The organism is Amycolatopsis sp. CA-126428 (assembly GCF_002904335.1).
Classification (GTDB): domain Bacteria; phylum Actinomycetota; class Actinomycetes; order Mycobacteriales; family Pseudonocardiaceae; genus Amycolatopsis.
This window is the reverse complement of sequence record NZ_PPHF01000187.1, coordinates 142,049-168,776: the sequence shown is the minus strand read 5'-3', so window position 1 is coordinate 168,776 and position 26,728 is coordinate 142,049. Positions and strand designations below refer to the sequence as shown.

Below are 26,728 nucleotides of genomic sequence, written 5' to 3'. Positions count from 1 at the left end.
GCCGCACCGGTGCGAGGCTGGCGGCATGTCCGTGAACCTTCCCGCGGCGGCGTCCTTCATGGCGACGCACGCCCGCCTCCTCGACCGCCGCCGCTTCGAGCTGCTCGGCGGCGCCACCGGCACCGACGCGGTGCTGGCCGCCGTCGACGGCTACCGCAACGCCGACGGCGGCTACGGCTGGGGCCTCGAGCCGGACCTGCGGGCCCCGGAAAGCCAGCCCGGCGGCGCCCTGCACGCCTTCGAGGTGTTCGAGGAGATCGCCCCGGCGACGACACCGCACGCGGCGAAGCTCTGCGACTGGCTGGCCACGGCGTCCCGTCCGGACGGTGGCCTGCCCTTCGCCCGGCCCGTGGCGGACCCGGCCGGCTGCGCGCCCTTCTGGGTCCAGGCCGATCCGGCGGAGGCCACCCTGCAGAGCACCGCGTTCACCGCGGGCGTGGCCCTGCGCGTCGCCCGCCACGACCGGGCCGTGCGCGAGCACCCGTGGCTGGCCGCGGCGACCCGGTACTGCTTCCGCGCCATCCGCGAGCTTTCCGCGCCGCCGCACGCGATCGCGCTGTCCTTCGCGGTGCAGTTCGCGGACGCGGCGCACGACCTCCACGAGGAGGCGCCCGCGCTCCTGGCGCACCTCGCCGCGTTCGTCCCGGCCGACGGACTGGCCCCGGTGGACGGTGGTTCGGAGGGCGAAACCCTCCGTGCCCTGGACTTCGCCCCGCTGCCGGACCGCCCGGCGCGCGCGTTGTTCGCCGACGACGTCATCGAGGCCGAACTGCGGCGGCTCGCGGCCGCGCAACAGGACGATGGTGGCTGGCGGGTGGATTTCGCGAGCTTTTCGCCGGCCGCGGCGCTCGAATGGCGCGGTTACGCGACCGTGCGTGCGGTGGCGATCCTGCGCCGTCACGGACTCGCCTGAGTTTCTACACGAGTGGCACCGAGGTTCACCCGGCCGTGGCCTGTCGGAAGTGGACGGCCGCCCGCGTCTTCCGGCGTGCGTGGCCGAACGCGTACTGTGACGGGGGAAACGCGCCCCCGGAGGTGAAGCATGTCGTCGCGCAATCCGTTGCACTGGATCGCCCGCTGGGTGGACTGGTTCGAGGAACGCGGCGTGTACGTGCCGGGCGAAGAGAGCCGGGCGGTCGACCCGGTCCGGGATTTCGGCTGGCTGATGGCGGCGTGGGTGGCCGGCGTCGCGATCTTCATCCTGTTGTTCGCGCTCGCGGTTTAAGTGGCATGTGGCCAAAGATTGTCACCAGCCGTGCCGTTCCGGTCACGGATTGGCCACGGGGTGGCACCAGGTGCGCGACAACCCCCGGTTGCGCCTCGTAACCGCGCGCGATCACGGCCAGAGTGGAGCGGGTTCGCCCGGCAATCCCCCGTTGCCGACGGCACCCGACCCGCCGACTGGAGTACCCGCAATGGCGCTCGCGCGCACCCGCAAGATCATGTTCACCGCAGGACTGCTCGGCCTGGCGGTGGCGTGCGGGGTCCCCTCGGCTCACGACGGCACCGCGGCCCTCGGCGCGGCCGGCTCCCCCGCGGGCGCCGGCGCCTCGGTCTCCCCGGCGGGCCACGACCTCAAGTTCGGCGCCGACCACCGGTTCGCCAGCGGCCTCACCATCTCGGTCGGCTCCCCGCAGTCGTTCCGGCCCAGCCCGTCGGCGTACCCGCAGAGCCCGCGCGGCGCGGCCTTCGACGTCCAGCTGACCAACGACGGCTCGACGACGTACAAGCTCTCGGGCCTCAACGTGACCGCCACCTCGAGCGGCGCCGCGGTCAAGCAGGTCGTGGACACCACCCAGGGCTTCACCGGCATCACCGACGCGGGCAAGGACGTCATGCCGGGCCGCTCGGTGCACATCACGCTGGCGTTCGCGGTCCCGCGCGAGCAGACGCAGCTGCGGCTGCAGATCCGCCCGAGCGCGACCGAGGCCGTCGCGGTCACCTACTGCGGTCCCGCCTGACGCTAGGCTCGGGGCATGACCGAGCGCCTTTCCCCCGGTGACGAAGCCCCGGACTTCACCCTGCCCGACAGCGAGGGCAAGGAAGTGTCGCTGCGCGACTTCCGCGGCCGGTCCGTCGTCGTGTACTTCTACCCGGCGGCGAGCACACCGGGCTGCACCAAGCAGGCCTGCGACTTCCGCGACAACCTCGCCGAGCTGAACGACGCCGGCTACCAGGTCGTCGGCATCTCGCCGGACAAGCAGGCGAAGCTCGCGAAGTTCGTTGCGAACGAAGGCCTCACGTTCCCGCTGCTGGGTGACCCCGAGAAGACGGTCATCGAAGCGTGGGGCGCGTACGGCGAGAAGAAGAACTACGGCAAGACGTACCTGGGCGTGATCCGCTCGACGTTCGTCGTCGACGCCGACGGCAAGATCGCCCACGCCTTCTACAACGTCCGGGCGACCGGCCACGTGGCGAAGCTGATCCGGGACCTCGGCCTGGCATCCTGACGCCGTGACGAGCCTGGAGGGGCCGGCACTCAAGCTCGGCGGCCAGATCGCCTCGGCCGCGGCGAAGTCGTGGTTGCAACGGCGAAAGGCCGGCATCGCCCGGTCCGCCGATTTGGTGGACCTGGCGGCGGGTGAACTGAAGGGGCCGCTGGAGCGGGCCAAGCTGGAGAACCTCGTCCGGCACATCGGCATGCAGGTGGCCGAGCAGCTGGAGCCGATCCTCGCCGACCGCTTCTCGACGCTTCCGGAGCACGAGATCGAAGCGGCCTTCCTGGCGGTGGAAGACGCGTTGGCCACGGCGGACCTGTCCGACGCGGCGCTGCTGGCAGCGGACGCGGATCCCGAGCAGCTGGCCAGGAAGATCCGCGGCGACCTCCCGCGCGAGCGGCTCCTCGCCCCGAAGGCGGCCGCCTTGTACGAGCTGGCGCTGGACCAGGCGTGCCGCCACCTCGTCCAGGTGGTGCGCCACCTGCCGTCGTTCCAGCCCCGCGCGCTCGCCGACGTCCTCGGCCGGCTCGGCCGCCAGAGCGAACAGCTCGAAGAGCTGCTGGCCCGGGTGCCGAAGACGAGCCTCGCCGCCCCCGAGGGTGTCGACCACGACGCCGAGTTCGAAGCGGCGTACCTCCGCCAGCTTGCCCGCGACCTCGACCGGCTCGAGCTGCTCGGCCTGACGATGGACGACCAGCCGGCGTTGCCGCTGACGGTGGCCTACCTGAGCTTGAGCGTCTCCCCCGAGGGCGAACCCCGCCGGGCCGAGCGGCGCATGGACGAGCTGTGGTTCGAGAAGCGGCAGGACCGCGCGAGCAGCGCCACCATGCGCGTCGAGATGGCGCTCAGCGGCACCACGCACGTCCTGGTCCGGGGCGAGGCCGGGTCGGGCAAGACGACACTGCTGGACTGGCTGGCCGTGACGGCGGCCCGCGCCGGCTTCAGCGGCAAGCTCGAAGGTTGGAACGGCCGGGTACCGTTCCCCATCCGGCTGCGGAGCTTCGCCGCCGAGCCGTTGCCGCGGCCGGAGGAGTTCCTCGCGCACATCGCGCCGATGCTGGCGCCGCCGGAGGGCTGGGCTCGCCGCATCCTCGGCAGCGGCCGGGCGATGGTGCTGGTCGACGGCGTCGACGAGGTCGGTACCAGCCACCGCCGCGAGGTCAAGGCCTGGCTGCGCAAGCTGTCTTCGGCGTTCCCGGGGACGGTGATCGTGGTGACATCCCGGACGGCGGCGGCCGACCAGCGCTGGCTGGCCCAGGAGGGCTTTGGCTGCGTCCTCCTGGAGCCGATGAGCGCGGACGACATCCAGGCCTTGGTGGCCCGCTGGCACAAGGCGGCCGCGGCGGGCGGGACGGTCCGCCCGGACACCGACCTGGCCGCGGGCCAGCGCCGGCTGCTGAACCAGCTCGATTCCCGGCCCCACCTGCGGACTCTGGCAGCGAGTCCGTTGCTGTGCGCGATGTTGTGCGCGCTCAACCTGGCGCACCGGTCCGAGCTGCCGCGCGACCGGATGGACCTGTACCGCAAGGCGTTGTCGATGCTGTTGCACCTGCGCGACGCGGAGCGCCGCATCGGCGTGATCCTGACGGAGGCGCAGAAGCAGATCTTGCTGGGCGACCTGGCTTGGCGGCTTTCGCTGGCGTCGAAGGTCGAGCTGCCGAAGGAGCGGGTGCTGTCGCACGTCGCGCGTCGGCTGCCTTCGCTGCCGCACGTCGACCACACGCCGTCCGAAGTCCTGGACCACTTGCTCGAGCGCAGCGGCGTGCTGCGTGAGCCGGTGCGGGGCCGGGTGGACTTCGTGCACCGGACGTTCCAGGAGTGCTTGGCGGCCAACGAGGCGACGGAACAGGACCACCTGGAGACGTTGATCGACCGGGCGCACCTGGACACGTGGTGGGAGACCTTCGTGATGGCGTGCGGCCACGCGAAGCACCACCAGGCGGGGACGTTGCTGACCGGGATCTTGGACCGGGCGGACGCGGAACACCGTCACGCACGCCATTTGCGGCTGCTGGCGGCGGCGTGCCTGGAGACGGTGAGCAACGCCGATCCGGCTGTCATCGAGCGGGTGGAGGCGGTGATCCGTGAGCAGCTGGTGCCGCCGCGCAGCCTCCGGGAAACGCGCTCGCTGGCTTCGATCGGCCATCGGATCCTGCGCTATCTGCCGCCCAGCCTGGAGGGACTCTCCGAGGCCGCAGCGGCGGCGTCGGTGCGGGCGGCAGCTCTCACTGCGGGTAACGATGCATTGCAACTGCTGCGGAGTTACGCTCGAGATCCGCGCAAGGGAGTGCAAGCACAGCTTGCCCAAGCGTGGGAATACTTCGAACCAGCACAATTCGCCGCCACCGTGCTGGCAGATTCTCCCCTGGACCACGGGACGATCAGCATCGGAGCGAGCCGGCTGCTGCCCCACGTTCACCGATTGAAAAAACTGACCGATCTGGAAATTCGCCTGGACACGGAACGCCACCGCGACCTGTCCTGGCTCGAAGGTGCTCCCGGCCTTCAATCAGTCGGGGTGACGTTCGACACCGACGCCACAGTCGACCTGAGGCCACTGACCAAGCACAAACAGCTCAAGTACGTGCTCCTGTTCTTCGCAAACAGATACACCAACGTCCGGCACCTGAGCCGGCTGAACGGTCTTCGGAACCTCACTCTCTTTTGCGAGACTCCCTGGCGCAACTTGAACGCGCTTGCGGGGCTGCCGATCCGCTTTCTGGCCCTCAACGCCGTGTACACCATCGAGAACCTCGATGCACTGGACTCACTGGAGAATCTGAAAAACCTCAACCTCTGGGAGTGCACGCCACAGCTCATCGCCCGAAGCGCACCACTAAAGCGAGTGATCTATGTCGGTTTGCATTTCGACAAAGACGAACGTTTCACCGAAGTCGACATGAAAGTGATCGCCGAGAAGTTTTCGAATGCCACAGAAATAACACTCGGCTACCCGATCATCAAGAACGCCCACGAGCTGTCGCGGTTGCCTTTGAGCGAGTTGACCATTTACTACACGCCGGCCATCGATCTCAGTTTCGTAGCCACACTGCCCGGAATTCGACGGCTGGTCCTCGAACAAGTCTCGGAACCCGTCGACCTCACCCCGCTGGCCGACCTGCGGATCACCGTCGAGCTGATCGATACCGCCCATCGCGGCGCCGAAAAGCTCGGCCCCGGCGTGCGGCTGAGTTAAGCCAGCTCGCGCAGCGCCGGCAGCAGCGCCCGCAAAGCCAGCCCCCGGTGGGAAACCGCGTCCTTCTCCGCCGGCTCCATCTCCGCCGACGTCCGGCTCTCGCCGTCCGGCCGGAAGATCGGGTCGTACCCGAAGCCGTTCACCCCACGTCGTTCCCGGACCAGCGTGCCGCGCCATTCGCCCCGGACCACCGTCTCCTCGCCCGAGGGCAGCACCAAAGCCGCGGCGCAGACGAACTGGGCTCCGCGGCGCTCGTCGGGCACGTCACGAAGCTGTCCCAGCACCAGATCCAGGTTTGCCTCGTCGTCCCCGTGGCGCCCGGACCACCGGGCCGACAGCACCCCCGGCATCCCGTTCAACGCGTCGACCGCGATGCCCGAATCGTCAGCGATGGCCGGCAAACCACAAGCCGCCACCGCGTCACGCGCCTTCGCCACCGCGTTGCCCTCGAAATCCGGGGCCGTCTCGGGTGCCTCGGGGAAGTCGGGCACGTCCGCGAGGCCGATCACCTCGAGGCCCGAAAGACCTTCCGCGGCCACGATCCGCCGCAGCTCGCCCAGCTTCTTCGCGTTGCGCGTAGCCAGAAGCAGCTTCGTCACTTCGAGCCCTTCTTCTTGTCCGGGCGCGGTTCCGGCAGCTCACCCGGGTAGGGCAGCGCCAGGGCCTCGTTCTGCAGGCGGGTCAGCTCCGCGCAGCCCGCGAGCGCCAGGTCGAGCATCGTGTCCAAAGTGGACCGGGCGAAGGTGGCGCCCTCGCCGGTGCCCTGGACCTCGATCAGGGTGCCCGCGTCGGTGGCCACCACGTTCATGTCGACCTCGGCGCGCGAGTCCTCTTCGTACGGCAGGTCGAGCCGGACCCGGCCGTCGACCACGCCGACGCTCACCGCCGCCACCGACGACGACAGCGGCTGCGGGTCGTTCAGCCGGTTCGCCGCGCCCAGCCAGGTGATCGCGTCCGCCAGGGCCACGTAACCGCCGGTCACCGCCGCCGTGCGGGTGCCGCCGTCGGCCTGGATGACGTCGCAGTCGATGACGATCGTGTTCTCGCCCAGCGCCGCCAGGTCGATGCAGGCCCGCAGCGAGCGGCCGATCAGCCGCGAGATCTCGTGCGTGCGGCCGCCGATCCGGCCCTTCACCGACTCGCGGTCACTGCGCGTGCTGGTCGCGGACGGCAGCATCGCGTACTCGGCCGTCACCCAGCCGAGGCCGGAGCCGGCCCGCCAGCGCGGCACCCCTTCGGTGACGCTCGCCGCGCACAGCACCCGCGTGTTGCCGAATTCGATCAGCACCGACCCCGCCGGCCACTGCTGGAATCCCCGGGTGATCTTGATGTCGCGGAGCTGGTCGTCGTTCCTGCCATCTTTACGAGCCACACGTGCACTCTATGACCGCGCGCTCAGACGTCGTAGACGGCACCCTGCTTGACGACCTCGGCGCCGGGGAACCCGGCCGAAGCCTCGGCCAGCACCGCCCCGGCGTCGGTCCAGGGCGCGATGTGCGTCAGCAGCAGCCGCCCGACGCCGGCGTCACGGGCCAGCTCACCGGCCTGCTTGCCCGACAGGTGCACGCCGGCCGGGCGTTCGGCCGAGTCCGTCCAGGACGCCTCGGCGAGCAGCAGGTCGACGCCGTCGGCGAGCTCGTTCAGCGCCGCACACGGCCCGGTGTCGCCGGTGAACGCGAGGATCCGGCCGCCGTAGGAGAGCCGCAGCCCGTACGCCGGGGTCGGGTGGTCGACCTCGACCGCGACGGCCTCGAACGGCCCGATCCGGAACGGCTCGGGCCGCAGCGGCCGGAACTCGTAGACGTCGGAGAGGTCCGTGACGGCCCGCTCGGTCTCGTTGGGGGCGTAGGCGTTGGCCAGCCGGACCGGGGCGTCCGGCGGGGCGTACAGCGGCAGCAGCCGCGGGCGGGCCGGGTACGGCGGCGCCGGGTGGTAGCGCCGCAGGACGGTGAGCGCGCTGACGTCGGCGCAGTGGTCGGGGTGCAGGTGCGTGAGCACGAGCGCGTCCAGGTCGAACGGGTCGGCCACGGCCTGCAGCTGCGCGAGCGTGCCGTTGCCGAGTTCGAGGCCGAGCAGGAAGCCCTCGGCCTCGACCAGGTAGCCGGACGCGGCGGCGTTCGGCCCGGGGATGCTGCCGGAGCACCCGAGGATGGTCAGTCGCACGACGACACCCTAAGCGTCCACCGCCGCGATCACGCGGTGGTGGGAGCGAGGACACCTGGCGCGAACCCCATGAACCGCTGGGCGAGCCGGGTGAACGGCTCCGCCGAGCCGGTGGCGAGGAACTCGTGCCGCGGCGGGGTCTCCCGCGTGGTCAGCAAGTCCCCCTCGGTCAGCACGCGGACGAGGTCCTTGGCGGTCTCGTCCGCGCTGCTCACCAGGGTGACTTCCTGGCCCATCACGATCTGCAGCACGCCCTGCAGCAGCGGGTAGTGCGTGCAGCCGAGGACGAGCGTGTCGACCTGGGCGTCGAGCAGCGGCTGGAGGTAGCCCTGCGCCAGCCCCAGCACCTGGCGCCCGGTCGTGATGCCGCGCTCGACGAAGTCGACGAACCGCGGGCAGGCGACGCTGGTCAGCGTGATGGCGGGCGCCGCGGCGAAGGCGTCTTCGTAGGCCCGCGACCGCACGGTGCCCTCGGTGCCGATCACGCCGACGCGGCCGGTGTGCGTCGCCACGACGGCGCGGCGCGCGGCGGGCAGGACGACCTCGATCACCGGGACGTCGTAGCGCTCGCGCGCGTCGCGCAGGCAGGCCGCGGACGCCGTGTTGCAGGCGATCACCAGTGCCTTCACGCCGCTCTCGACCAGCTCGTCGAGCGCCGCGAGCGCATAGCTGCGGGCGGTGGCGATCGGGAGCGGGCCGTACGGGTTGTGCGCCGTGTCGCCGACGTAGCGGAGCTGCTCGGCGGGCAGCTGCTCGAGGATCGCCCTCGCGACGGTCAGCCCGCCGACGCCGGAATCGAACACACCGATCGGGCCATCAGCGGGCGGAGACGTCACGCTTCGAGGTTACCCGGCGCGGCTTTGCCGGCCCGGCGGGTGGTCAGCCAGGCCGCGAGAACGCCGGCCAGCGCGCCGAAGAGGTGGCCCTGCCAGGAGACGCCGGGGTTGCCCGGCAGCAGCCCGGCCAGCATGCCGCTCCACACGCCGAGCAGGACGACGGCGACCACGATCTGCCCGGCCGCGCGGTTGAACAGGCCGCGGACCAGCAGGTAGGCGAGCCAGCCGAAGGCCAGCCCGGACGCGCCGACGGTGACGCCGTCCGACGGCCCGATCAGCCACACGCCGAGCCCGGAAACCACCCAGATGATGGCCGTGACCAGCGCGAACCGGCCGATTCCGGCGGCCATCGCGAGGAAGGAGAACACCAGCACCGGGACGGTGTTCGCGAACAGGTGCGACCAGCCCGAGTGCAGGACCGGGGCGAACAGCACGCCGTCCAGCCCGGACAGCGCCCGCGAGTGGATGCCGCCCTGGTCGAGGTCACCGGGGAGGATGACGTCGACCAGCTCGACCAGGTACAGCAGCAGGGTGAACGACAGCGCGACGATCGCGGCCGCCACCGGCTTCGGCGGCAGCACGCGCTTGGCGGCGGCGGTTTCCGGGGCGGGGCTCAAGGTGCTCACCCTTCGAGGCTACGGCGGGCCGTGGCCCCTCCACCTCGGGTGAAATCCCTGATCCGCGGGTTTTGTCGGGGGTCGCCGCTACCGTGGCGGCATGGGGAACTTCGACGTCACCGGATACCTGCAGCGGCTCGGCCTCGACGCGGAGCCGCCGAGCGCCGGCGCCCTGCGGCGGCTGCACGCGGCACACGTGGAACGGGTGCCGTACGAGCCGCTGGAGATCCAGCTCGGGCGGACGACCTCGCTCGAGCCGTCGGCGTCGCTGGCGCGGATCCTGCGGGGCCGCGGCGGGTACTGCTACCACCTGAACGGGGCGTTCTCGGCGCTGCTGCGGGCCCTCGGATACCAGGTCACGCGCCACCACGGCGGGGTGCAGGGCGGCGCCGCGGACGCGCCGAACGTCGACCGGAACCACCTGGCCCTGACCGTCACCGGCCTGCCCGAAGACCCGTCGGCGACCTGGCTGGTGGACGCCGGGCTGGGCGACGGCCTCCACGAGCCGCTCCCCCTCCGGGAAGGCACCTACGTCCAGGGCCCGCACACCTACCGGCTGCGGCCGTCGGAGGTGGCGCCGGGTGGCTGGCGGTTCGACCACGACCCCTCGGGCAGCTTCACCGGCTTCGACTTCGCACCCGGCCCGGCGGAGATGGCCGACTTCGCCGAGAAGCACGCGTGGCTGTCGACGGCGCCGGAGTCCGGGTTCGTGCGGGTCTGCGTGCTCCAGCGGCGCGACGCGGCCGGCGTCGACACCCTGCGGGCGCTGACCCTGAACCGCCACGGCGTCAAGGAGCTGATCGAGTCGCCGCCGGCCTGGTGGACGGCGGCGGCCGACGTGTTCGGCGTCTCACCGGCGCAGTTCACGGACGAGGAGCGCGAGCGGCTCTGGCGGCAGGTCGTCGCGCAGCACGAAGCGCACACGGGCGGCGAGGCGGTGGTCGGCGTGTGACCTCAGGCGGGCCGCACGGGCAGCGCGGTGGTGCCCAGGGCGTAGTCCACCGCCGCCTCGGCGTGCAGGCGGGTCGTGGGGAACGTCGGCACCGGGCTGTCCTGCGGCCCGACAAGCAGCTCGATCTCGGTGCAGCCGTAGATGACGCCCTCGGCGCCCGCACCGGCCAGCCGCGCGATCACGCCGCGGTAGGCCGCGCGGGATTCGGGCTTCACGACACCGAGCACCAGCTCGTCGTAGATGATCCGGTGCACGAGGTCGCGGTCTTCGGCGCCGGGCACGAGCACGTCGAGCCCGTGCGCGGCGAGGCGGTCGCGGTAGAAGGGCTGCCCCATGGTGAAGCCGGTCCCGAGCAGCCCGACCCGGCCGAGACCGGCGGCCTTGATGGCCGCGGCGGTGGCGTCGCCGAGGTGCAGCAGCGGGATGCCGAGGCCGTCTTCCAGCTGCTCGGCGACCTTGTGCATGGTGTTGGTGCACAGCACGACGAAGTCGGCCCCGGCGGCTTCGAGGGCCTTGGCGGCCCGGTTCAGCTCGGCACCGGCGTCGTCCCAGCGGCCGTCGGCCTGCATGGCTTCGATGGCGGCGAAGTCGACGGAGTAGAGCACGGTGTGCGCGGAGTGGAACCCGCCGAGGACGCTCTTCACCCGCTCGTTGACGAGCCGGTAGTACTCGATCGAGGATTCCCAGCTCATGCCGCCGAGCAGCCCGATGACCTTCATGCTCCCCAGCATGCCCGAATCGCGCACGGCGTTCGCCGGGGTTTCGAACGTCCTGGTCACCGACGGGAGTTCGGCGGTCCTGGTCGACGGCTTCTTCTCCCGGCCGTCGCTGCTGAAGCTGGCGACACGCGTGGCGCCGGACCGCGGCCGGATCGAGGAGGCCCTGCGCCGCCTCGGGATCACGGAAGTCGACGCCGTGCTGATGGCGCACTTCCACGTCGACCACGCCCTCGACGCGCCGGTCGTCGCCGAGCTGACCGGGGCCACGCTGGCCGGCTCACCGTCGACCCGGAAGGTCCAGGAGGGCTACGGCCTGGCCGCCGGGCCGTTCGAGGAACTGGTCCCGGGCCGGCCCGTCGAGTTCGGCGCCTTCACGGTGACCCCGGTCGACACCGAGCACAGTGCCGGCGACCGGGTGCCCGGTGAGATCACCGAGCCGGTCCGGCTGCCGGCCAAGGCGAAAGCCTTCAAGACCGGGCGGTGCTACTCGTTCCACATCGCGCACGCGGCGGGCAGCGTCGCGGTCCACGCGTCGGCGAACTTCGTGCCCGGAGCGCTCACCGGCTACTCGGCGGACGTCGTCTACCTCGGCATCGGAGCGGCCGGCAAGCAAACCGAGGAGTGGCGAGAGCGGTACTGGCGGGAGATCGTCGGCGCGCTCGGCCCGCGCGTCGTCCGCCCGATCCACTGGGACGCCTTCTGGCGCCCGCTGTCCAAGCCGCTCAAGCTGCTGCCGAAGCCGTTCGACGACCTGGGGGCGACCGTGGCCACTTCCGAGCGGCTCGCGCGGACCGACGGTGTCGACCTCGCCCTGCCCGCGCTGTGGCAGGCCGGGCGACTCAGGCCCAGAGCTGCCCGTCGAGCCGCTGGGCCGCCTCGTCGAGCGACCCCGCGTAGGCCCCGGTGGACAGGTACTTCCACCCGGCGTCCGCGACGACGAACGCCACGTCCGCCGGGTCGCCCTTGGCCGCGGCCTTCTCGGCCACCGCCAAGGCCGCGTGCAGCACCGCGCCCGTCGAGATGCCCGCGAAGATGCCTTCGTTCTCCAGCAGCTCCCGGGTGCGCCGCAACGCGTCGTACGCCCCCACGGAGTAGCGGCCGTTGAGCACCGAAGGGTCGTACAGCTCCGGCACGAACCCCTCGTCGAGGTTGCGCAGGCCGTACACCAGCTCGCCGTAGCGCGGCTCGGCCGCGATGATCCGGACGTCCGGCTTCGCCTCGTGCAGGTAGCGCCCGACGCCGACGAGCGTGCCCGTCGTGCCGAGGCCGCCGACGAAGTGCGTCAGCGTCGGCAGGTCCTTGAGCAGCTCCGGCCCGGTGCCGCGGTAGTGCGCGTCGGCGTTGGCCGGGTTGCCGTACTGGTAGAGCATCACCCAGTCGGGGTTCGCCTCGGCCAGCTCCTTCGCCCGCCGGACGGCCTCGTTCGAGCCACCCGCGGCCGGCGAGAAGACGATTCGCGCGCCGTAGGCCTGCAGCAGCTGCTTGCGCTCGGTCGACGTGTTCTCCGGCATCACGCAGACCAGCCCGTAGCCCTTGAGCTTGGCGGCCATCGCCAGCGAAATCCCGGTGTTGCCCGACGTCGGCTCCAGGATCGTGGAGCCGCGCCGCAGCTTGCCTTCGCGCTCGGCGGCTTCGATCATGGCCAGCGCGGGCCGGTCCTTGATCGAACCCGTCGGGTTGCGGTCCTCCAGCTTGGCCCACAGGCGCACGTCGTGCGTCGGGGAGAGCCGGGGCAGCCCGACCAGCGGGGTGCCGCCGAGCGCGTCGAGCAGCGACTCGAAGCGAGCCATCGATCAGCCACCGGCCACGGCGGGGAGGATGGTCAGGGTGTCGCCGTCCTTGACCTCGGCCTCGAGCCCGCCGGCGAAGCGCACGTCCTCGTCGTTGACGTAGACGTTGATGAAGCGGTGCAGCTTCTCCTCCTTCACCAGGCGGCCCTTGATGCCCGCGTGGCGGGACTCGACGTCGTCGATGACCTCGAGGACGGTCGCGCCCTTCGCCTCGACGGACTTCTCGCCGCCGGTGTGGGTGCGCAGGATCGTCGGGATGGAGACGGTCACGGCCATGGGTTCTTACCTCCGGTGGGTTCTTACACGCAGACGCCGGTGGCGCGGCGGTTTATTCCGTGAGCTCAGCCGAGGATCTCGACCGGCTCCTCGGTGATCTCGGCGTCCACGATCCGGTACGACCGGAACTCGTGCACTTCGGGGTCGCGGGTGGAGACGAGCACGTAGTGCGCGTCCGGCTCGGCCGCGATGTTCGCGTCGGTCCGCGACGGGTAGGCCTCGGTCGCGGTGTGCGAGTGGTAGATCACCACCGGCACCTCGTCGTTCGCGGCCATCTCGCGGTAGAGCTTCAGCAGGTCACCGGAGTCGAACTCGTAGAACGTCGGCGACCGGGCCGCGTTGAGCATGGGGATGAACCGCTCGGGGGAATCCGAGCCCTCGGGCCCGGCGATCACCCCGCACGCCTCGTCGGGGTGGTCACGGCGGGCATGGGCGACGATCTCGTCGACGAGTTCACGGCGGATCCGGAGCACACCGACATCTTAGGTGGTGGACAAAGCGCGTCCAGATGATGAGAGCTACCGCTCACCAGCCGTTCCCGGGATACTGACCGGGTGCCACTGTCGTCGAAAATCCGCGATCGATGCCGGATGTACCTGGGCACGGACGAGCGGATCCAGTACGTGATCCCGGGGATGTCGCTCTACGTCAACCGCTCACGCATGCGCGTCGGGTTCCTGGTCATGGTCACCGACCGGCACGTGACCCTGCTGGCGTGCAGCCGCTGGACCCTGAACCGGCCGAAGCAGATCTGGGAACGCCTGCCGCGCAGCACCGAACTGGGCCCGCTCGAGATCCACCCCTCGCTCGGGCCGATCCTGTCCGTCGGCGGGATCGACATGGAGATCGACGAGGAGTACGTGAGCGTCGTCCGCGCGGCGAACCTCGAGGTCAGCGGCGACGCCCTGCCCGAAGACCCCTACCCGGGCGGCTGACCGAACGCTTCCGGCCAGACGTCCCGGTAAGCCGGCACCCCGCCGGCCGTCGTCGCCGCCAGCAGGCCGTGCACCATCGCCCGCGCGAACACCCGCGCCGCCGCCGAGCACAGCGCGTCCAGCGCCGCCGGCCGGGCCACCGCGCCGAACGGGCCGCTCGCGTCCGGCAGCTCGTGCGCCCCTGTGGCCAGCGCGAACACCGTGTCGCCGTCGAACATCGTGTGGGCCGGGCGCACGGCTCGCGCCAGCCCGTCCTGCGCCGCGACGGCGATCCGCCGTGCTTCGGCCTTGGACAGTGCCGCGTCGACCGCGACGACGCCGATGGTCGTGTTGAGGTCCGTCCGGCGGGAGGGCAGGTCAGCGGCCCGTGAAGGCCACTGGACGCCGAAATCGCCGTGGTCGGCGGCGTACGCCCGGCCCGTCGTCAGGTCCACGGCCTCGCCGGCCGCGTTGACCGCCGCGAGCGCCCCGACCGTGAACTCGCCGACGACTTCGCCGGCCGAGCCGATCCCGCCCTTCAGCGACCCCACGGCCGCCCCCGCACCGGCCCCAACCGTGCCCAGCTCGAACGAGCGCGCAGCCGCGTCGCACGCCGCGTAGCCGAAGGACGCGTCGGGCCGGTTGCCCCAGTCGCTGCGCGGCAGGTCGAACAGCACGGCCGCGGGCACGATCGGCACCACCTCGTGCGGCTGCGTCCCGACGGGAAAGCCCAGGTTGCGCTCCGAAAGCCACCGCATCACGCCGTCGGCCGCGGCGAGGCCGTACGCCGATCCGCCCGAGAGGCAGACGGCGTTGACCCGCTGCACCAGGTTCTCCGGCTCCAGCAGGTTGGTCTCCCGCGTGCCGGGTGCGCCACCGCGCTGGTCGACCGCGCCGACCGCGCCCTCGGGCACCAGCACCACCGTCGTCCCGGTGGCCCAGCCGTCGCCGACCCGCTCGTGGTGCCCGACCAGGACACCCGGCACGTCGGTGATCATCCGGTCAGCGCCTGGATCAGCGTCTCCTGCACCCAGGTCAGCCAGTGGTAGACGCCCAGGTGCGGGGCCCGCGGGTCGTCCTCGGGCAGCTCGTCGGGCATGTCCTCGGTGACGTCGAGCGCGGTGCCGAGCGCCAGGCGGACGTCGTTCAGCGCACCCAGCCACGCGTCGGCCTGCTCCTCGGTCAGCCGGACGTGGCCGCCGTCGCGGGGCAGCGTGTCGAGCACGATCTTGGCCACGCCGACCTTGATGTCGAGCAGCTCCGGCTCGTGCAGCGACCGCATCGCCGCGACGGAGTCGATGTCCTCCCGCGACGGGTTGTCCGGGTCGAGCTTGTGGAAGTCCGGGAGCAGGCGCGACAGCACCGGGTCGTCCGGCGACTCGCTGGGCCCGGTCCGGATGCCGGTGAGCTCGGCGAGCTCGTCCTGGGGCGCCTCTTCGGCCCGCGCGGTGAGCATGTCTTCGAGCTGGCTGACCAGCCCGCGCAGCACGGCCGCTTCCTGCTGCTCGAACCCCGCGTGGATCACCGCGCCCTTGCGCCGCCAACCGTTCACGAGGGCTGCTCCATGGTGGCCCAGAGGCCGGCCGCGTGGAGTTTCGCCACGTCCGTCTCCACCTTCTCCTTGCTGCCGGACGACACGATCGCCTTGCCCTTCTGGTGCACGTCCAGCATGAGCTTGGTGGCGTGGTCACGGCTGTAGCCGAACAGCTTCTGGAAGACGTACGTCACGTACGACATCAGGTTGACCGGGTCGTTCCACACCACGGTCCGCCACGGTGTGTCCGACTCGGCGACTTCCGCTCCGGCCGGTTCGACCTGCGTCTGTTCGGATGCGACAGGCGTGGACATGCACCCCATGGTGTCACGGGGGTGACGGGGTACGCCGCGCCAGGTCCGGCCATGTGGGTGAATAGGCTTACCCCATGGGTTCACCGGAGCCGGTCACGGCCAGCACTGCGCTGCTCACCGACCACTACGAGCTGACCATGCTGGGCAGCGCACTCGCCGACGGGACGCACGTGCGGCCCTGCGTGTTCGAAGTTTTCGCCAGGAGGCTGCCGGACGGGCGGCGCTACGGCGTCGTGGCGGGCACCGCGCGGGTCCTCGACGCGATCGCGGACTTCCGCTTCACCGACGCCGAGCTGGCGCAGCTGGAGGCCACCGCGGTCGTCGATGAAGCGACGTTGGGCTGGCTCGCCGACTACGAGTTCTCGGGCGACATCGACGGCTACCCCGAAGGCGAGCTGTACTTCCCGGGCTCGCCGATCCTCACCGTCACCGGCTCGTTCGCCGAGTGCGTGCTGCTGGAGACGCTGGTGCTGTCGATCCTCAACCACGACAGCGCCATCGCGTCGGCCGCCGCCCGGATGTCCGGCGCCGCGCACGGCCGCCCGATCATCGAGATGGGCGGCCGCCGCACGCACGAGTACGCCGCGGTCGCCGCCGCCCGCGCCGCCTACCTGGCCGGGTTCGCGACGACGTCCAACCTGGAAGCCGGCCGCCGCTACGGCATCCCGACGCGCGGGACCGTCGCGCACGCCTTCATGCTGCTGCACGACAGCGAGGAAGCGGCCTTCCGCGCCCAGGTGGACAAGATGGGCGCGGACACGACGCTGCTGGTCGACACCTACGACATCACCGCGGGCATCGAGACGGCGGTCCGCGTCGCCGGGCCCGAGCTCGGCGCGATCCGGATCGACTCCGGCGACGTCGGCCCGCTCGCCCGCCGCGCCCGCGAGCAGCTGGATTCCCTCGGTGCGAAAGACACCCGGATCGTGGTGTCCGGTGACCTGGACGAGCACGCCATCGCGGCGCTGCGCGCGGAGCCGGTGGACGCCTACGGCGTCGGCACCTCGGTGGTCACCGGGTCCGGCGCGCCGACCGCCGGGATGGTCTACAAGCTGGTCGAAGTGGACGGCAAGCCGGTCGCCAAGCGCAGCGCGCACAAGGAGTCGCGCGGCGGGCGCAAGTCCGCGCTGCGGCGCCACCGCGGCACCGGCACGGCGGTCGAGGAGGTCGTCTGGACGACCTCGGGGGCCGCTCCCGAGCCGGACGCCAACGACCGGCCGCTGCAGATCCCGCTGATCCGCGCTGGCCGTCCGGCGCCCGACCTGCCTACGCTCGACGACGCGAGGCAGCGGCTGCGCCGCGGCCTGGTCAGCTTGCCGTGGGAGGGCCTCAAGCTTTCGCACGGCGAACCCGCCATCCCCACCCTCTTCTTCTGAAACGGAGTCCGGCCATGGGAACCGCGCTGATCGTGGTGGACGTGCAGAACGACTTCTGCGAAGGGGGCTCGCTCGGCCTGCCGGGCGGGGCCGCCGCGGCCGCCGCCATTTCGAAGCAGGCCGCCGAGGGCGGGTACAGCCACGTCGTGGCCACCCGCGACAACCACATCGACCCGGGCGACCACTTCAGCGAGACGCCGGACTTCAAGGACAGCTGGCCGGTGCACTGCGTCGCCGGCACGGCGGGCGCGTCGTTCCACGCCGCGCTCGACGTCGTCCCGATCGGCGAGGTGTTCTCCAAGGGCGAGTACAGCGCCGCGTACTCCGGCTTCGAGGGGGCGGCCCGCGACGGGAAGTCCCTGGAGGCCTGGCTGCGCGAGCACGACGTGACCGACGTCGACGTCGTCGGCATCGCGACGGACTTCTGCGTCCGCGCGACGGCGCTCGACGCGGCGAAGGCCGGCTTCGGCGTGCGGGTGCTGCTGGACATGACCGTCGGCGGCTCGCAGCCGACGGTCGACGCGACGCTGAAGGACTTCGACGAGGCGGGTGTCACCTACACCGGCACCGCCGTCGTCGGCCCGGCCGCGTGAAGGACCTGCGGGCGGCGCTGGCGGAACACCGGCTCGTCGCGATCCTGCGCGCCGGCGACGCGTCGCGGTTCGCCGACGCCGCGATGGTGCTGCACGCGGCGGGCATCCGCCTGCTCGAAGCGACGCTGACGACGCCGGGCGCGCCCGCGGCCATCACCGCGCTGCGCCTGGCGCTGGGCGAAGCCGCGCTGATCGGCGCGGGCAGCGTCCGCGAAGCGTCCGATGTGGACATCGCGGTGGACGCGGGTGCCGCGTACCTGATCACGCCGACGGTCAACCCGGCGGTCCTCGAGCGTGCCGCGGCCCTGGACACGCCGGTGGTCTGCGGCGCGCTGACGCCCACGGAGATCGACCAGGCCTGGCGGCTCGGCGCGGCCGCCGTGAAGGTGTTCCCGATCGCGGCCGTGGGCGGGGTCGCGTACCTGCGCGCCGTGCGGGCGCCGCTGCCCGACGTCCCGCTGGTGCCGACCGGCGGCGTCCATCTGGCCGACGTCGAGGGCTACCTGCGCTCGGGCGCGATCGCGGTGGCCGCGGCGACGCCGTTGCTGGGCGACGCGCTGTCCTCCGGCGGCAGCCTGCCGGACCTGGCCACGCGGGCGGGCGAATTCGTCGCGGCGGCCGCGCGCTTCGGGACGGCTTGAGCTACTTCTTGCCGAAGGGGTCGCAGGCGGCCGTGCCCAGGTAGATGTCGCCGCTCGCCGGGCCGCCCTGCGGGAACAGCTTGATGTGCACCGCGTGCGTCACCAGGCTGCCGTCCGGCGGCTGGGGGGTCACGGTCTCGTTGAGCACGACCGTCGCCAGCGCGGTGCCGGCGGCGCCGCCGGGGATGACGATCCGGTAGTTCGGCGGGATCTCCTCCGGCACGGTGACGCCTTCGACGGCGCCGACCGCCACCTCGCCCTGGCTGCCAGTGGCCGTCGTCGCGCACTTCGCGGAGAAGGTGCGGACGGTGAGTTCGGGGCCGCCGTAGCGCTGCAGCACGGTCGCCCGGAAGCGGCGCCCGGCCGCTTGGGCGATCGCCGTCTCGCCGGCTCGCCCGCAGCCGGTGTTACCGGCGCCGAACACCGCGATGTCGCCCGTGGCGCCGCCTTGCGTCCAGCCTTGGTAGGGGCCGTCGACGGTGCACTTCGCCAGTTCACCGGTGACGACCTGCTCGTTGTCGATCGTCACGTCGACCGAGCCGGACGACGCCCATCCGGTGGATGTCACGGGGGCCGCCGCGCCGAGGAGCGGAGCGGCCAGCGTCGTCACGGCCAGCAACCGAAATGTCCGCTTCCTGGGGTTTCGCATGTCCGGCCTCCGCGGTTGGCGTGACAGTTCGCAGCTCTGCCCTTTCGTCATCGGCCGGTCCCGCGCCCGCCCTGATCGGGTCCACCCGGACGAGTGGCCGGTGAGGAACGCAACTCGGCGGGTCCACGGAACGGTAACGAGCGTTAACCTCGGTTGTCGCCTTGTTCACCTCGGGAGGTTTCGTGTCTTCGCTGTCCTTCGCCGGCAAGCGGCCCGTGCTGGCCGACCTCGTCCCCGGCTCGCTCGTGCGGGACATCGCGCTGGTCGCCGGCGGTGCCGTGCTCACCGGCGCCGCCGCGCAGCTGACGATCCCGGTGCCGGGCAGCCCGGTGCCGATGACCGGCCAGACGTTCGCCGCGCTGCTCGTCGGCGCGTCGCTCGGCATGTCGCGCGGGGCCGCCTCGATGCTGGTGTACCTGCTGGTCGGCGCGGTGGGTGTGCCGTGGTTCCAGCACGGCACGTCCGGCCTGTCGGGCGCGAGCGCCGGCTACATCGTCGGGTTCGTCTTCGCCGGCGCGCTGGTCGGCGCGCTCGCCGGCCACGGCGGCGACCGGACGCCGGTGCGCACCGCGGGCACCATGGTGCTCGGCAACCTGGTGATCTACGCGTTCGGTGTGCCGTGGCTGATGGCGTCGACCGGGTTCGACCTGTCGACCGCGTTCGCCAAAGGTGTCACGCCGTTCCTGATCGGGGACGCGATCAAGATCGTCGTCGCCGCCGGCCTGCTGCCGCTGACCTGGAAGCTGGTCTCCGGCCGCAACCAGGACTGACGCTCGCCGCGGGACCTTCCCCGCCGGAAGGTCCCGCGACGCGAGTGGCCCGTTCGCGACGGAGCACCGATCTCTGTCGGTGGTGGCGGCTAATGTGTGTCGCTGTGCCCGCCCGAACCGATTTCCCCGGCGTCCTCGAACTCCTCACCCACGCGGTGGAGTCCGTAGGCGGTGCCGAACGCCCAGGGCAGGTGCAGATGGCCGACGCCGTCGGCCGCGCCATCCGCACCGGTGAGCACCTGGCCGTGCAGGCCGGCACCGGCACCGGCAAGTCGCTGGCCTACCTCGTGCCCGCGATCCGGCACGCCGTCGAGAAGGAGGCCACGGTCGTGGTCTCCACGGCCACGATCGCGCTGCAGCGCCAGCTCGTCGACCGTGACCTCCCGCGCCTGGCGAAGGCGCTGAAGAAGCCGCTGGGCCGCGAGCCGACCTTCGCGATCCTCAAGGGCCGCCGCAACTACATGTGCCTGCACCGGCTGGATTCCGGCGCGCCGGACGAGCCGGAGGACGCCCAGCTGTTCGACCCGTTCGCGGTGTCCCGGCTGGGCAAGGAGGTCACGCGGCTGCGGGAGTGGGCGTCGGACACCGAGACCGGCGATCGCGACGAGCTGGTCCCCGGCGTCACCGACCAGGCGTGGCGCCAGGTTTCCGTGACGGCGAAGGAATGTCTCGGCGCTTCGCGCTGTCCCGTCGGCACGGACTGCTTCGCCGAGAAGGCCCGCGCCGAGGCCGGCCGCGCCGACGTCATCGTCACCAACCACGCGCTGCTGGCGATCGACGCGCTGCAGGGCTACCAGGTCCTGCCGGACCACGACGTGGTGATCATCGACGAGGCGCACGACCTGGTCGACCGGGTCACCTCGGTCGCCACCGGCGAGCTGACCAGCGCGATGTGCGCGGCCGCCGCGCGCCGCTGCGGCAAGCTGATCGACGCCGACGTCGCCGACGGCCTGCTGGAAGCGGGTGACGGGCTGGCCCTGATCGTCGACGACCTGCCCGCGGGCCGGATGGACGAGCTGCCGCGGCCGCTGAAGGGCGCGATCCCGGCGGTCCGCGACGCCGCGCACCGGTGCATCACGGCGCTGGGTTCCGACCGCAAGGAGGACGTCGAGGGGGCCACCGCGCGCAAGCTGGCGCGGTCCCTGCTCGACGAGGTGCACGACACCGCGGTCCGGCTGCTGGAAGCCTTCGACGAGGATCAGGCGCACCAGCGCGACGTCGTCTGGCTCTCCGGCGACAAGTACTCCTCGAACCCGCGGCCGCCGGCGCTGAAGGTGGCGCCGCTGGGCGTCGCCGGCCTGCTGCGGGAGCGGGTGTTCAACCAGCACACGACGATCCTGACGTCGGCGACGCTGACGCTGGGCGGCACGTTCGACACCATGGCCCGCCAGTGGGGTCTCCCGCCCGGCGCGGCCCGGGTCGAACAGGCGCCCGGCGCCGCGACGGAGAAGGAAGCGCCGTCGGACGACTCGGGCCCGAAGTGGACCGGCCTGGACGTCGGCTCGCCGTTCGACCACCGGCGCAACGGCATCCTGTACCTGGCCAAGCACCTGCCGCCACCGGGCCGTGACGGCCTCATGTCGTCCACAATGGACGAACTGGCCGAGCTGATCGAGGCGGCGGGCGGGCGCACGCTGGGCCTGTTTTCCTCGATGCGGGCGGCCAAGCAGGCCACCGAGGAGATGCGGGAACGGCTGGACTTCCCGATCCTGTGCCAGGGCGACGACGCGACGTCGCTGCTGGTCCAGAAGTTCTCCGAAGACGTCCGCACGTGCCTGTTCGGCACGCTGAGCCTGTGGCAGGGCGTCGACGTCCCCGGGCCGTCGCTGCAGCTCGTGGTGGTCGACCGGATCCCGTTCCCGCGCCCGGACGACCCGGTGTCCTCGGCGCGGCAGCGCGCGGTGGAAGCGCGCGGCGGCAACGGGTTCCTCACCGTGGCGGCCACGCACGCGGCGCTGCTGCTGGCGCAGGGCACCGGGCGGCTGCACCGGTCGGTCACCGACCGCGGCGTGGTGGCGGTGCTCGATTCGCGGCTGGCGAACGCCCGCTACGGCGGCTTCCTGCGCGCGTCGCTGCCGCCGTTCTGGCCGACAATGGACCCGAAGGTGGTGCGGGAGGCACTGCGCCGGCTGGACGCAGCCGCGCCCGCGTGACGCGCTCCACAGCACCGCCCGGTACGGTGAAGCAACCGAAGCAACAAGGGAGCACCGGTTGACCCAGGATTCGTCCAGCGCCCAGTCCCGGACCGTCAGCGTCGACGACACCGGAGTGCGGCGGCGGCTCGCGGACGGCAGCGAAGAGGCCGTCACGTGGTCCGACCTGTCGTCGGTGATGGTCAGGGTCATCCCTGACGGCCCTTGGAACGAAGACGTGTTCTTCATGCTGGTGGGCACCGACGGCAAGGGCACCGCGGTCCCGAGCGGCGACCCGGCGGCCGACGCGCTCATCGAGCGCCTGCAGGCCCTGCCGGGCTTCGACAACGAGAAGTTCATCGAGGCCATGACGACCGACGCCGACCAGGCCTACGTCGTCTGGGAATCCAGCCAGAACTAACTCTGCGGGAACGTCTCCGTCACCGGGATCCCCTTCTTGAGCGTGCGGCTCACCGTGCACAGCCGGTCGATCGCCCGGTCCACGGCGCCGGCCAGCGCTTCCCGCTGATCCGCCGACAATGTCGACACGTCGACGTCGAAAGCGACGTGCACGGCGTCCAGCTCCGAAGCGCCTTCACGACGGTCGGCGCTCACGGCGACGCGGAACTTCGCCTCTTCGCCGATCCGCCGCGTGATCAGCTCTTCCGCGGTCACCGCGCTGCAGCCCGCCGCCGCGATCTGCAGCAGTTCGGCGGGCGAGAACGCTCCCTCGGCGTCTTTCCGGCCGATCCGGACCTCGGCACCCCGGTCGTTGCGCCCCACGAACGCGTGCTGCCCGTCGCGCTGTACTTCGAGTCCCATGCCCGCTCCAACCGGCTCAGGGGGACGCTTGTTCCGGCGCCCATTGGGCGAGCACCGTGATCGTGCCCGGGTCGACCTCGGTGAACCCGGCGTCCCGCACGGCGATGACGCGGTCGCGCCGCCACGCGCCTTCCGGGTCGTCGCCGGGGTGCAGTTCCTTCCACCGCACGGGGCTCGCCGTGCGCACGGCGACCCGGAAGTCCCGATCGGCCCAGGCGGCCCGCTCCGCGTCGCCCAGCAACGCGGCGAGGAGCATCGTCGCGTGGCCGACCTGGGCGGCACCCTTGCCGACTGTCATCGGCACGTGCGGGTTGAGCAGCAGCAGCGGGACACCGTCCGGGAGCGGGCCCGGCTCGTCCGGCGGCAGTTCGCTGCCGGAGATCTGCAGCCGCGCGACTTCCTTGGGCGTCTCGGTGACCAGCCCCGGCACGAGCGCCCGCGCCTCGGCGCCGTCGACCTCGACGGTGACGCCCGGCAGCTCCTGGACGGCCGCCCAGTGCGCGCCCCGCGCCCGCCGCGCGACCTTCCGGATCCGGTTGTCGAGCCAGGCGTGCATCGGCTCGGCCCACTCGCCGCCGGGCTGGGCACGCTCGTCGAGGCACACCGCCAGCGCCGCCGCGGCCGCCGCCTCCAGCAGCGGCGTGCGGCCCGGCGGCTCGGCGCGTTCGATGCGGAGGATGACCGGCATCGCGCGGACTTCCTCGGGGAGCTCGTCGGAGGTGTCCGAAGTGTCTTCGGCCGGAAGCCCCAGCCAGAAGGCGTAGCGGGCGCCCAGGGGGTCGAGAACGCTGCTCACGGACGCATCAGCTCGAACCCGTCGGCGGCGTCGGCCGCTTCGACCTCGCCGCGGGTGAGGCCGAGCACGAACAGCACGGCGTCGAGGTACGGGTGCGACAGCGCGGTGTCGGCCACCTCGCGCAGCGCCGGCTTCGCGTTGAACGCGACACCCATGCCCGCGGCCGAGAGCATGTCGATGTCGTTGGCGCCGTCCCCGACGGCGACGCACTGCTCGAGCGGGATGTCGTACTCGGCGGCGAAGCGGCGAAGCACCTTCGCCTTGCCCGCGCGATCGACGACGTCGCCGATGACCTTCCCGGTGAGCTTGCCGTCGACGATCTCGAGTTCGTTCGCCACCGCGAAGTCGAGGCCCAGTTCCTCCACGAGGCCGTCGATGACCTGGGTGAAGCCGCCCGAAACGACGCCGGTGCGGAAGCCCATCCGCTTGAGCGTCCGGATCGTGGTGCGGGCGCCCGGGGTCAGCTCGATCGACGCGGCGACCTGGTCGATCGCCGTCGCGGGCAGACCGGCCAGCAGCGCGACCCGCCGTTCCAGCGACTCGGTGAAGTTCAGCTCGCCGCGCATCGCCGCTTCGGTGATCTCGCGGATCTCCGGCTCGACCCCGGCGTGCGCGCCCAGCATTTCGATGACCTCGCCCTGGATCAGGGTCGAGTCCACGTCGAACACGACGAGCCGCTTGGCCCGGCGCATGATGCCGGCTCGCTCCACGGCGATGTCGACGCCGGCCTCGACCGCGGCGTCGGCGAGTTCCGAGCGCAGCGCGGCATCGGCTTCCGGAGTGTCCTCGTCGGCCGAGACGTACAGCTCGAGCCCGGTCACGGGGTAGTCGGCGACGCTGCGGATCGCGTCGATGTTGGCACCCAGCGCGGCCAGCCGGCGCGCGACCTCGGAGAAGCCCCGCGCGGTCACCGGCCGGCCCAGCACCACCAGCACGTGGGAGGAGTCGCGGCGGCCGAGCGCGAACGGGTCGTCACCGATCGCGCTGCCGATCTTCACGTCGACGTTCATGCCGACGGACGCCATCGCCTGCTCGACCGTCTCCTGCAGGCCCTCCGGGTCGCGGTAGACCCCGGCGAGCACCCCGAGCACGAGCTGCCCGCGGATGACCACCTGCTCGACGTCGAGCACGTCGACGTCGTGCCGGGTCAGCACGGCGAACAGCACGGACGAGACACCCGGCTTGTCGGGGCCGGTCGTCGTGATCAGGACGGGGGTCTGGGTCACTGGTCATCCCTCGTTCGGCAACGCTGCACCGTCAGTCTGCCGGTCCGGGCTCGGACATAAGTAGAGCGCGTGCCCGGCTTCACATCAGCCGGGCACGCGCTCACTCGATCAGGGTGTTACTTGTCGCCTTGCTCGCTCGCGTTGTCCTTGGAGTGGTCTCCCGGGATCACCGCTTCGGTGAGCACCTGCGACGGCGCCGCGTGGCTGTTGACCTTCTGCTTCCCGAAGAAACCGATCTCACCCTCGTTGTGGATGCGCTCGATCATGTGCGGGTAGTGCAGCTCGAACGCGGGCCGCTCGGAGCGGATCCGGGGCAGCTCGGTGAAGTTGTGCCGCGGCGGCGGGCAGGACGTCGCCCACTCGAGTGAGTTGCCGTAGCCCCACGGGTCGTCCACCGTGACGATCTCGCCGTACCGGTAGCTCTTGAAGACGTTCCAGATGAACGGCAGCGTCGAGGCACCGAGGATGTACGCACCGATCGTGGAGATCGTGTTCAGCGTGGTGAAGCCGTCACTGGTCAGGTAGTCCGCGTACCGGCGCGGCATGCCCTCGGCACCCAGCCAGTGCTGGACGAGGAACGTGCCGTGGAAGCCGATGAACGTGGTCCAGAAGTGCCACTTGCCCAGCTTCTCGTCCATCATCCGGCCGGTGATCTTCGGGAACCAGAAGTAGATGCCGGCGAAGGTGGCGAACACGATCGTGCCGTAGAGCACGTAGTGGAAGTGCGCGACGACGAAGTAGCTGTCCGACACGTGGAAGTCGATCGCCGGCGCGGCCAGCAGGATGCCGGTCAGGCCGCCGAAGAGGAACGTGACGATGAAGCCCATCGAGAAGATCATCGGCGTCTCGAAGGACAGCTGGCCCTTCCACATCGTGCCGATCCAGTTGAAGAACTTGATGCCGGTCGGGACGGCGATCAGGAACGTCATGAAGGAGAAGAACGGCAGCAGCACGGCGCCGGTGGCGTACATGTGGTGCGCCCACACCGCGACCGACAGCGCCGCGATGGCCAGCGTCGCCCAGACCAGGCTCTTGTAGCCGAACAGCGGCTTGCGGCTGAACACCGGGAAGATCTCCGACACGATGCCGAAGAACGGCAGCGCGACGATGTACACCTCGGGATGGCCGAAGAACCAGAACAGGTGCTGCCAGAGGATCACGCCGCCGTTTTCGGGGTCGAACACGTGCGCCCCGAGGTGCCGGTCCGCCAGCAGGCCCATCAGGGCCGCGGTCAGGATCGGGAAGGCGAGCAGGATCAGGATGCTCGTGACCAGGATGTTCCAGGTGAAGATCGGCATCCGGTACATCGTCATGCCCGGCGCGCGCAGGCAGACCACGGTGGTGATCATGTTGACCGCGCCGAGGATGGTGCCGAGACCGGAGACCACCAGGCCGGAGATCCACAGGTCCGCGCCGACGCCCGGCGAGTGGATGGCGTCCGACAGCGGGGTGTAGGCGAACCAGCCGAAGTCGGCGGCGCCACCCGGGGTCAGGAAGCCGGACAGCACGATCAGGCCGCCGAAGAGGTACAGCCAGTACGAGAACGCGTTCAGCCGCGGGAAGGCGACGTCCGGCGAGCCGATCTGCAGCGGCAGGACGAAGTTCGCGAAGCCGAAGAGGATCGGGGTCGCGTACAGCAGCAGCATCACCGTGCCGTGCATGGTGAACAGCTGGTTGTACTGCTCCTGCGAGAGGAACTGCTGCCCGGGCCGCGCCAGCTCGGTGCGGATCAGCATGGCCATCGCGCCGCCCGCCATGAAGAAGGCGAACGACGTGACCAGGTACATGATCCCGATCTGCTTGTGGTCCGTCGTGCGGAACAACCGCAGCAGGTACGAACCCTTAACCGACTCGCGCGCGGGGTACGGGCGCGTGGCGATCGGCTTGGGGGCTACGGCCGTCACTCCTGCCTCCAACACTGAAACCTTGTGGTGGTCATCGTCGCGCCACAGGGTCGGGCGGGACCCGAACCGG

30 protein-coding genes and 1 pseudogene are annotated in these 26,728 nt (G+C 71.4%); 14 read left to right on the top strand and 17 right to left on the bottom strand.

The genetic code is table 11. From position 1 onward, the window contains the following. The first annotated feature begins 25 nt into the window (after positions 1-25). The 5 genes from C2L58_RS48225 to C2L58_RS48205 all read left to right on the top strand — a co-directional run bounded on the left by C2L58_RS48225 (position 26) and on the right by C2L58_RS48205 (position 5,634). Positions 26-913 carry a hypothetical protein gene (locus tag C2L58_RS48225; RefSeq protein ID WP_103344327.1) on the top strand — a complete coding sequence of 296 codons (888 nt, stop codon included), beginning with the start codon at positions 26-28 and terminating at the stop codon, positions 911-913. Positions 914-1,042: 129 nt separating this feature from the next. Next, on the top strand, positions 1,043-1,225 hold the full coding sequence (locus C2L58_RS48220; RefSeq protein ID WP_103344326.1) for a hypothetical protein: 183 nt from the start codon (positions 1,043-1,045) through the stop codon (positions 1,223-1,225). A gap of 190 nt (positions 1,226-1,415) precedes the next feature. Next, complete coding sequence (locus C2L58_RS48215) at positions 1,416-1,961, top strand: hypothetical protein (protein WP_103344325.1); 546 nt, start codon at positions 1,416-1,418, stop codon at positions 1,959-1,961. A 15-nt stretch (positions 1,962-1,976) separates the two neighbouring features. Then, positions 1,977-2,450 (top strand): thioredoxin-dependent thiol peroxidase, encoded by a 474-nt coding sequence (gene bcp / locus C2L58_RS48210; RefSeq protein WP_103344324.1) that lies wholly within the window; start codon positions 1,977-1,979, stop codon positions 2,448-2,450. 4 nt (positions 2,451-2,454) lie between these two features. Then, a complete protein-coding gene (locus tag C2L58_RS48205) occupies positions 2,455-5,634 on the top strand; it encodes an NACHT domain-containing protein (protein ID WP_103344323.1) in 3,180 nt (1,059 codons plus the stop codon). On the opposite strand, the gene rdgB is transcribed toward C2L58_RS48205, so the two are convergent. From rdgB to C2L58_RS48180, 5 genes are read right to left on the bottom strand one after another with little or no spacing between them, the layout of a single operon-like run. Further along, a complete protein-coding gene (rdgB, locus tag C2L58_RS48200) occupies positions 5,631-6,233 on the bottom strand; it encodes an RdgB/HAM1 family non-canonical purine NTP pyrophosphatase (protein ID WP_103344322.1) in 603 nt (200 codons plus the stop codon). The genes C2L58_RS48205 and rdgB overlap by 4 nt on opposite strands. Then, positions 6,230-7,006: a ribonuclease PH gene (gene rph / locus C2L58_RS48195; protein ID WP_103344321.1), complete on the bottom strand. Its 777-nt coding sequence runs from the start codon at positions 7,004-7,006 to the stop codon at positions 6,230-6,232. Before rph ends, rdgB begins: the two co-directional genes overlap by 4 nt. Before the next feature lie 23 nt (positions 7,007-7,029). Beyond that, positions 7,030-7,797: an MBL fold metallo-hydrolase gene (locus C2L58_RS48190; RefSeq protein WP_103344320.1), complete on the bottom strand. Its 768-nt coding sequence runs from the start codon at positions 7,795-7,797 to the stop codon at positions 7,030-7,032. A gap of 29 nt (positions 7,798-7,826) precedes the next feature. Beyond that, on the bottom strand, positions 7,827-8,633 hold the full coding sequence (gene murI, locus C2L58_RS48185; protein ID WP_103344319.1) for a glutamate racemase: 807 nt from the start codon (positions 8,631-8,633) through the stop codon (positions 7,827-7,829). After that, positions 8,630-9,259: a rhomboid family intramembrane serine protease gene (locus C2L58_RS48180; RefSeq protein WP_103344318.1), complete on the bottom strand. Its 630-nt coding sequence runs from the start codon at positions 9,257-9,259 to the stop codon at positions 8,630-8,632. Before C2L58_RS48180 ends, murI begins: the two co-directional genes overlap by 4 nt. A gap of 91 nt (positions 9,260-9,350) precedes the next feature. Here C2L58_RS48180 and C2L58_RS48175 point away from each other — a divergent pair, with 91 nt between their 5' ends. After that, on the top strand, positions 9,351-10,202 hold the full coding sequence (locus C2L58_RS48175) for an arylamine N-acetyltransferase family protein (RefSeq protein WP_103344317.1): 852 nt from the start codon (positions 9,351-9,353) through the stop codon (positions 10,200-10,202). Between the two features lie 2 nt (positions 10,203-10,204). Here C2L58_RS48175 and C2L58_RS48170 read toward each other — a convergent pair whose 3' ends face one another. Continuing rightward, a complete protein-coding gene (locus C2L58_RS48170; protein ID WP_103344373.1) occupies positions 10,205-10,921 on the bottom strand; it encodes an aspartate/glutamate racemase family protein in 717 nt (238 codons plus the stop codon). Between C2L58_RS48170 and C2L58_RS51680 the strand changes: the two are divergent. Next, positions 10,893-11,477, top strand: a pseudogene (locus C2L58_RS51680) (MBL fold metallo-hydrolase); the annotation flags it as partial. The gene C2L58_RS48170 and the pseudogene C2L58_RS51680 sit on opposite strands and share 29 nt — an antisense overlap. Before the next feature lie 283 nt (positions 11,478-11,760). Here the strand turns inward: C2L58_RS51680 and C2L58_RS48160 are convergent. The 3 genes from C2L58_RS48160 to C2L58_RS48150 form a co-directional block, all read right to left on the bottom strand. Continuing rightward, complete coding sequence (locus C2L58_RS48160; RefSeq protein WP_103344315.1) at positions 11,761-12,711, bottom strand: PLP-dependent cysteine synthase family protein; 951 nt, start codon at positions 12,709-12,711, stop codon at positions 11,761-11,763. Positions 12,712-12,714: 3 nt separating this feature from the next. Then, positions 12,715-12,987 (bottom strand): MoaD/ThiS family protein, encoded by a 273-nt coding sequence (locus C2L58_RS48155; protein WP_086679767.1) that lies wholly within the window; start codon positions 12,985-12,987, stop codon positions 12,715-12,717. A 65-nt stretch (positions 12,988-13,052) separates the two neighbouring features. After that, positions 13,053-13,460: a Mov34/MPN/PAD-1 family protein gene (locus C2L58_RS48150; RefSeq protein WP_103344314.1), complete on the bottom strand. Its 408-nt coding sequence runs from the start codon at positions 13,458-13,460 to the stop codon at positions 13,053-13,055. A gap of 117 nt (positions 13,461-13,577) precedes the next feature. Here C2L58_RS48150 and C2L58_RS48145 point away from each other — a divergent pair, with 117 nt between their 5' ends. Further along, complete coding sequence (locus C2L58_RS48145) at positions 13,578-13,922, top strand: hypothetical protein (RefSeq protein WP_103344313.1); 345 nt, start codon at positions 13,578-13,580, stop codon at positions 13,920-13,922. On the opposite strand, the gene C2L58_RS48140 is transcribed toward C2L58_RS48145, so the two are convergent. Genes C2L58_RS48140 through clpS form a run of 3 tightly spaced genes read right to left on the bottom strand, consistent with a single transcriptional unit; the run spans position 13,907 to position 15,749 of the window. Next, positions 13,907-14,899, bottom strand: coding sequence for a P1 family peptidase (locus C2L58_RS48140; RefSeq protein WP_103344312.1), 993 nt, complete (start codon positions 14,897-14,899; stop codon positions 13,907-13,909). The two genes, C2L58_RS48145 and C2L58_RS48140, sit on opposite strands and share 16 nt — an antisense overlap. Beyond that, positions 14,896-15,453, bottom strand: coding sequence for a DUF2017 domain-containing protein (locus C2L58_RS48135; RefSeq protein ID WP_020640928.1), 558 nt, complete (start codon positions 15,451-15,453; stop codon positions 14,896-14,898). Before C2L58_RS48135 ends, C2L58_RS48140 begins: the two co-directional genes overlap by 4 nt. After that, the gene (clpS, locus tag C2L58_RS48130) at positions 15,450-15,749 is read right to left on the bottom strand and encodes an ATP-dependent Clp protease adapter ClpS (protein ID WP_013229464.1); all 300 of its coding nucleotides are present in this window, start codon (positions 15,747-15,749) and stop codon (positions 15,450-15,452) included. The genes C2L58_RS48135 and clpS overlap by 4 nt, the downstream gene beginning before the upstream one ends. Before the next feature lie 74 nt (positions 15,750-15,823). On the opposite strand from clpS, the gene C2L58_RS48125 reads away from it, so the two are divergent. From C2L58_RS48125 to C2L58_RS48115, 3 genes are read left to right on the top strand one after another with little or no spacing between them, the layout of a single operon-like run. Continuing rightward, positions 15,824-17,125: a nicotinate phosphoribosyltransferase gene (locus C2L58_RS48125; protein ID WP_103344311.1), complete on the top strand. Its 1,302-nt coding sequence runs from the start codon at positions 15,824-15,826 to the stop codon at positions 17,123-17,125. 14 nt (positions 17,126-17,139) lie between these two features. Beyond that, positions 17,140-17,718 carry an isochorismatase family protein gene (locus C2L58_RS48120; RefSeq protein WP_103344310.1) on the top strand — a complete coding sequence of 193 codons (579 nt, stop codon included), beginning with the start codon at positions 17,140-17,142 and terminating at the stop codon, positions 17,716-17,718. Beyond that, positions 17,715-18,359 (top strand): bifunctional 4-hydroxy-2-oxoglutarate aldolase/2-dehydro-3-deoxy-phosphogluconate aldolase, encoded by a 645-nt coding sequence (locus C2L58_RS48115; RefSeq protein ID WP_103344309.1) that lies wholly within the window; start codon positions 17,715-17,717, stop codon positions 18,357-18,359. The genes C2L58_RS48120 and C2L58_RS48115 overlap by 4 nt, the downstream gene beginning before the upstream one ends. A 1-nt stretch (position 18,360) precedes the next feature. On the opposite strand, the gene C2L58_RS48110 is transcribed toward C2L58_RS48115, so the two are convergent. After that, the gene (locus tag C2L58_RS48110) at positions 18,361-18,978 is read right to left on the bottom strand and encodes a choice-of-anchor P family protein (RefSeq protein ID WP_103344308.1); all 618 of its coding nucleotides are present in this window, start codon (positions 18,976-18,978) and stop codon (positions 18,361-18,363) included. Between the two features lie 212 nt (positions 18,979-19,190). Between C2L58_RS48110 and C2L58_RS48105 the strand changes: the two genes are divergently transcribed. From C2L58_RS48105 to C2L58_RS48095, 3 genes are all read left to right on the top strand, one after another. Continuing rightward, complete coding sequence (locus tag C2L58_RS48105; protein ID WP_103344372.1) at positions 19,191-19,778, top strand: biotin transporter BioY; 588 nt, start codon at positions 19,191-19,193, stop codon at positions 19,776-19,778. A gap of 104 nt (positions 19,779-19,882) precedes the next feature. Continuing rightward, complete coding sequence (locus tag C2L58_RS48100) at positions 19,883-21,931, top strand: ATP-dependent DNA helicase (protein WP_103344307.1); 2,049 nt, start codon at positions 19,883-19,885, stop codon at positions 21,929-21,931. A gap of 58 nt (positions 21,932-21,989) precedes the next feature. Beyond that, positions 21,990-22,331 (top strand): hypothetical protein, encoded by a 342-nt coding sequence (locus C2L58_RS48095; protein ID WP_103344306.1) that lies wholly within the window; start codon positions 21,990-21,992, stop codon positions 22,329-22,331. Here the strand turns inward: C2L58_RS48095 and C2L58_RS48090 are convergent. From C2L58_RS48090 to ctaD, 4 genes are all read right to left on the bottom strand, one after another. Further along, on the bottom strand, positions 22,328-22,732 hold the full coding sequence (locus C2L58_RS48090) for an OsmC family protein (protein WP_103344305.1): 405 nt from the start codon (positions 22,730-22,732) through the stop codon (positions 22,328-22,330). The genes C2L58_RS48095 and C2L58_RS48090 overlap by 4 nt on opposite strands. Before the next feature lie 16 nt (positions 22,733-22,748). Beyond that, positions 22,749-23,528, bottom strand: a complete 780-nt coding sequence (locus tag C2L58_RS48085; protein WP_103344304.1) for a peptidyl-tRNA hydrolase — start codon at positions 23,526-23,528, stop codon at positions 22,749-22,751. Continuing rightward, positions 23,525-24,754: a phosphoserine phosphatase SerB gene (serB, locus tag C2L58_RS48080; protein ID WP_103344303.1), complete on the bottom strand. Its 1,230-nt coding sequence runs from the start codon at positions 24,752-24,754 to the stop codon at positions 23,525-23,527. Before serB ends, C2L58_RS48085 begins: the two co-directional genes overlap by 4 nt. A 116-nt stretch (positions 24,755-24,870) precedes the next feature. Next, positions 24,871-26,658: an aa3-type cytochrome oxidase subunit I gene (ctaD, locus tag C2L58_RS48075; RefSeq protein WP_103344302.1), complete on the bottom strand. Its 1,788-nt coding sequence runs from the start codon at positions 26,656-26,658 to the stop codon at positions 24,871-24,873. Positions 26,659-26,728 lie beyond the last annotated feature (70 nt).

What these genes read in the sequence shown, in the direction of transcription:
- C2L58_RS48220 (WP_103344326.1), top strand. Translation starts at nt 1,043, where the DNA reads ATGTCGTCGCGCAATCCGTTGCACTGGATCGCCCGCTGGGTGGACTGG.
- C2L58_RS48160 (WP_103344315.1), bottom strand. Translation starts at nt 12,711, where the DNA reads ATGGCTCGCTTCGAGTCGCTGCTCGACGCGCTCGGCGGCACCCCGCTG.
- C2L58_RS48215 (WP_103344325.1), top strand. Translation starts at nt 1,416, where the DNA reads ATGGCGCTCGCGCGCACCCGCAAGATCATGTTCACCGCAGGACTGCTC.
- C2L58_RS48090 (WP_103344305.1), bottom strand. Translation starts at nt 22,732, where the DNA reads ATGGGACTCGAAGTACAGCGCGACGGGCAGCACGCGTTCGTGGGGCGC.
- C2L58_RS48125 (WP_103344311.1), top strand. Translation starts at nt 15,824, where the DNA reads ATGGGTTCACCGGAGCCGGTCACGGCCAGCACTGCGCTGCTCACCGAC.
- bcp (WP_103344324.1), top strand. Translation starts at nt 1,977, where the DNA reads ATGACCGAGCGCCTTTCCCCCGGTGACGAAGCCCCGGACTTCACCCTG.
- C2L58_RS48140 (WP_103344312.1), bottom strand. Translation starts at nt 14,899, where the DNA reads ATGATCACCGACGTGCCGGGTGTCCTGGTCGGGCACCACGAGCGGGTC.
- clpS (WP_013229464.1), bottom strand. Translation starts at nt 15,749, where the DNA reads ATGTCCACGCCTGTCGCATCCGAACAGACGCAGGTCGAACCGGCCGGA.
- C2L58_RS48155 (WP_086679767.1), bottom strand. Translation starts at nt 12,987, where the DNA reads ATGGCCGTGACCGTCTCCATCCCGACGATCCTGCGCACCCACACCGGC.
- C2L58_RS48120 (WP_103344310.1), top strand. Translation starts at nt 17,140, where the DNA reads ATGGGAACCGCGCTGATCGTGGTGGACGTGCAGAACGACTTCTGCGAA.
- C2L58_RS48225 (WP_103344327.1), top strand. Translation starts at nt 26, where the DNA reads ATGTCCGTGAACCTTCCCGCGGCGGCGTCCTTCATGGCGACGCACGCC.
- C2L58_RS48175 (WP_103344317.1), top strand. Translation starts at nt 9,351, where the DNA reads ATGGGGAACTTCGACGTCACCGGATACCTGCAGCGGCTCGGCCTCGAC.
- C2L58_RS48145 (WP_103344313.1), top strand. Translation starts at nt 13,578, where the DNA reads ATGTACCTGGGCACGGACGAGCGGATCCAGTACGTGATCCCGGGGATG.
- C2L58_RS48170 (WP_103344373.1), bottom strand. Translation starts at nt 10,921, where the DNA reads ATGAAGGTCATCGGGCTGCTCGGCGGCATGAGCTGGGAATCCTCGATC.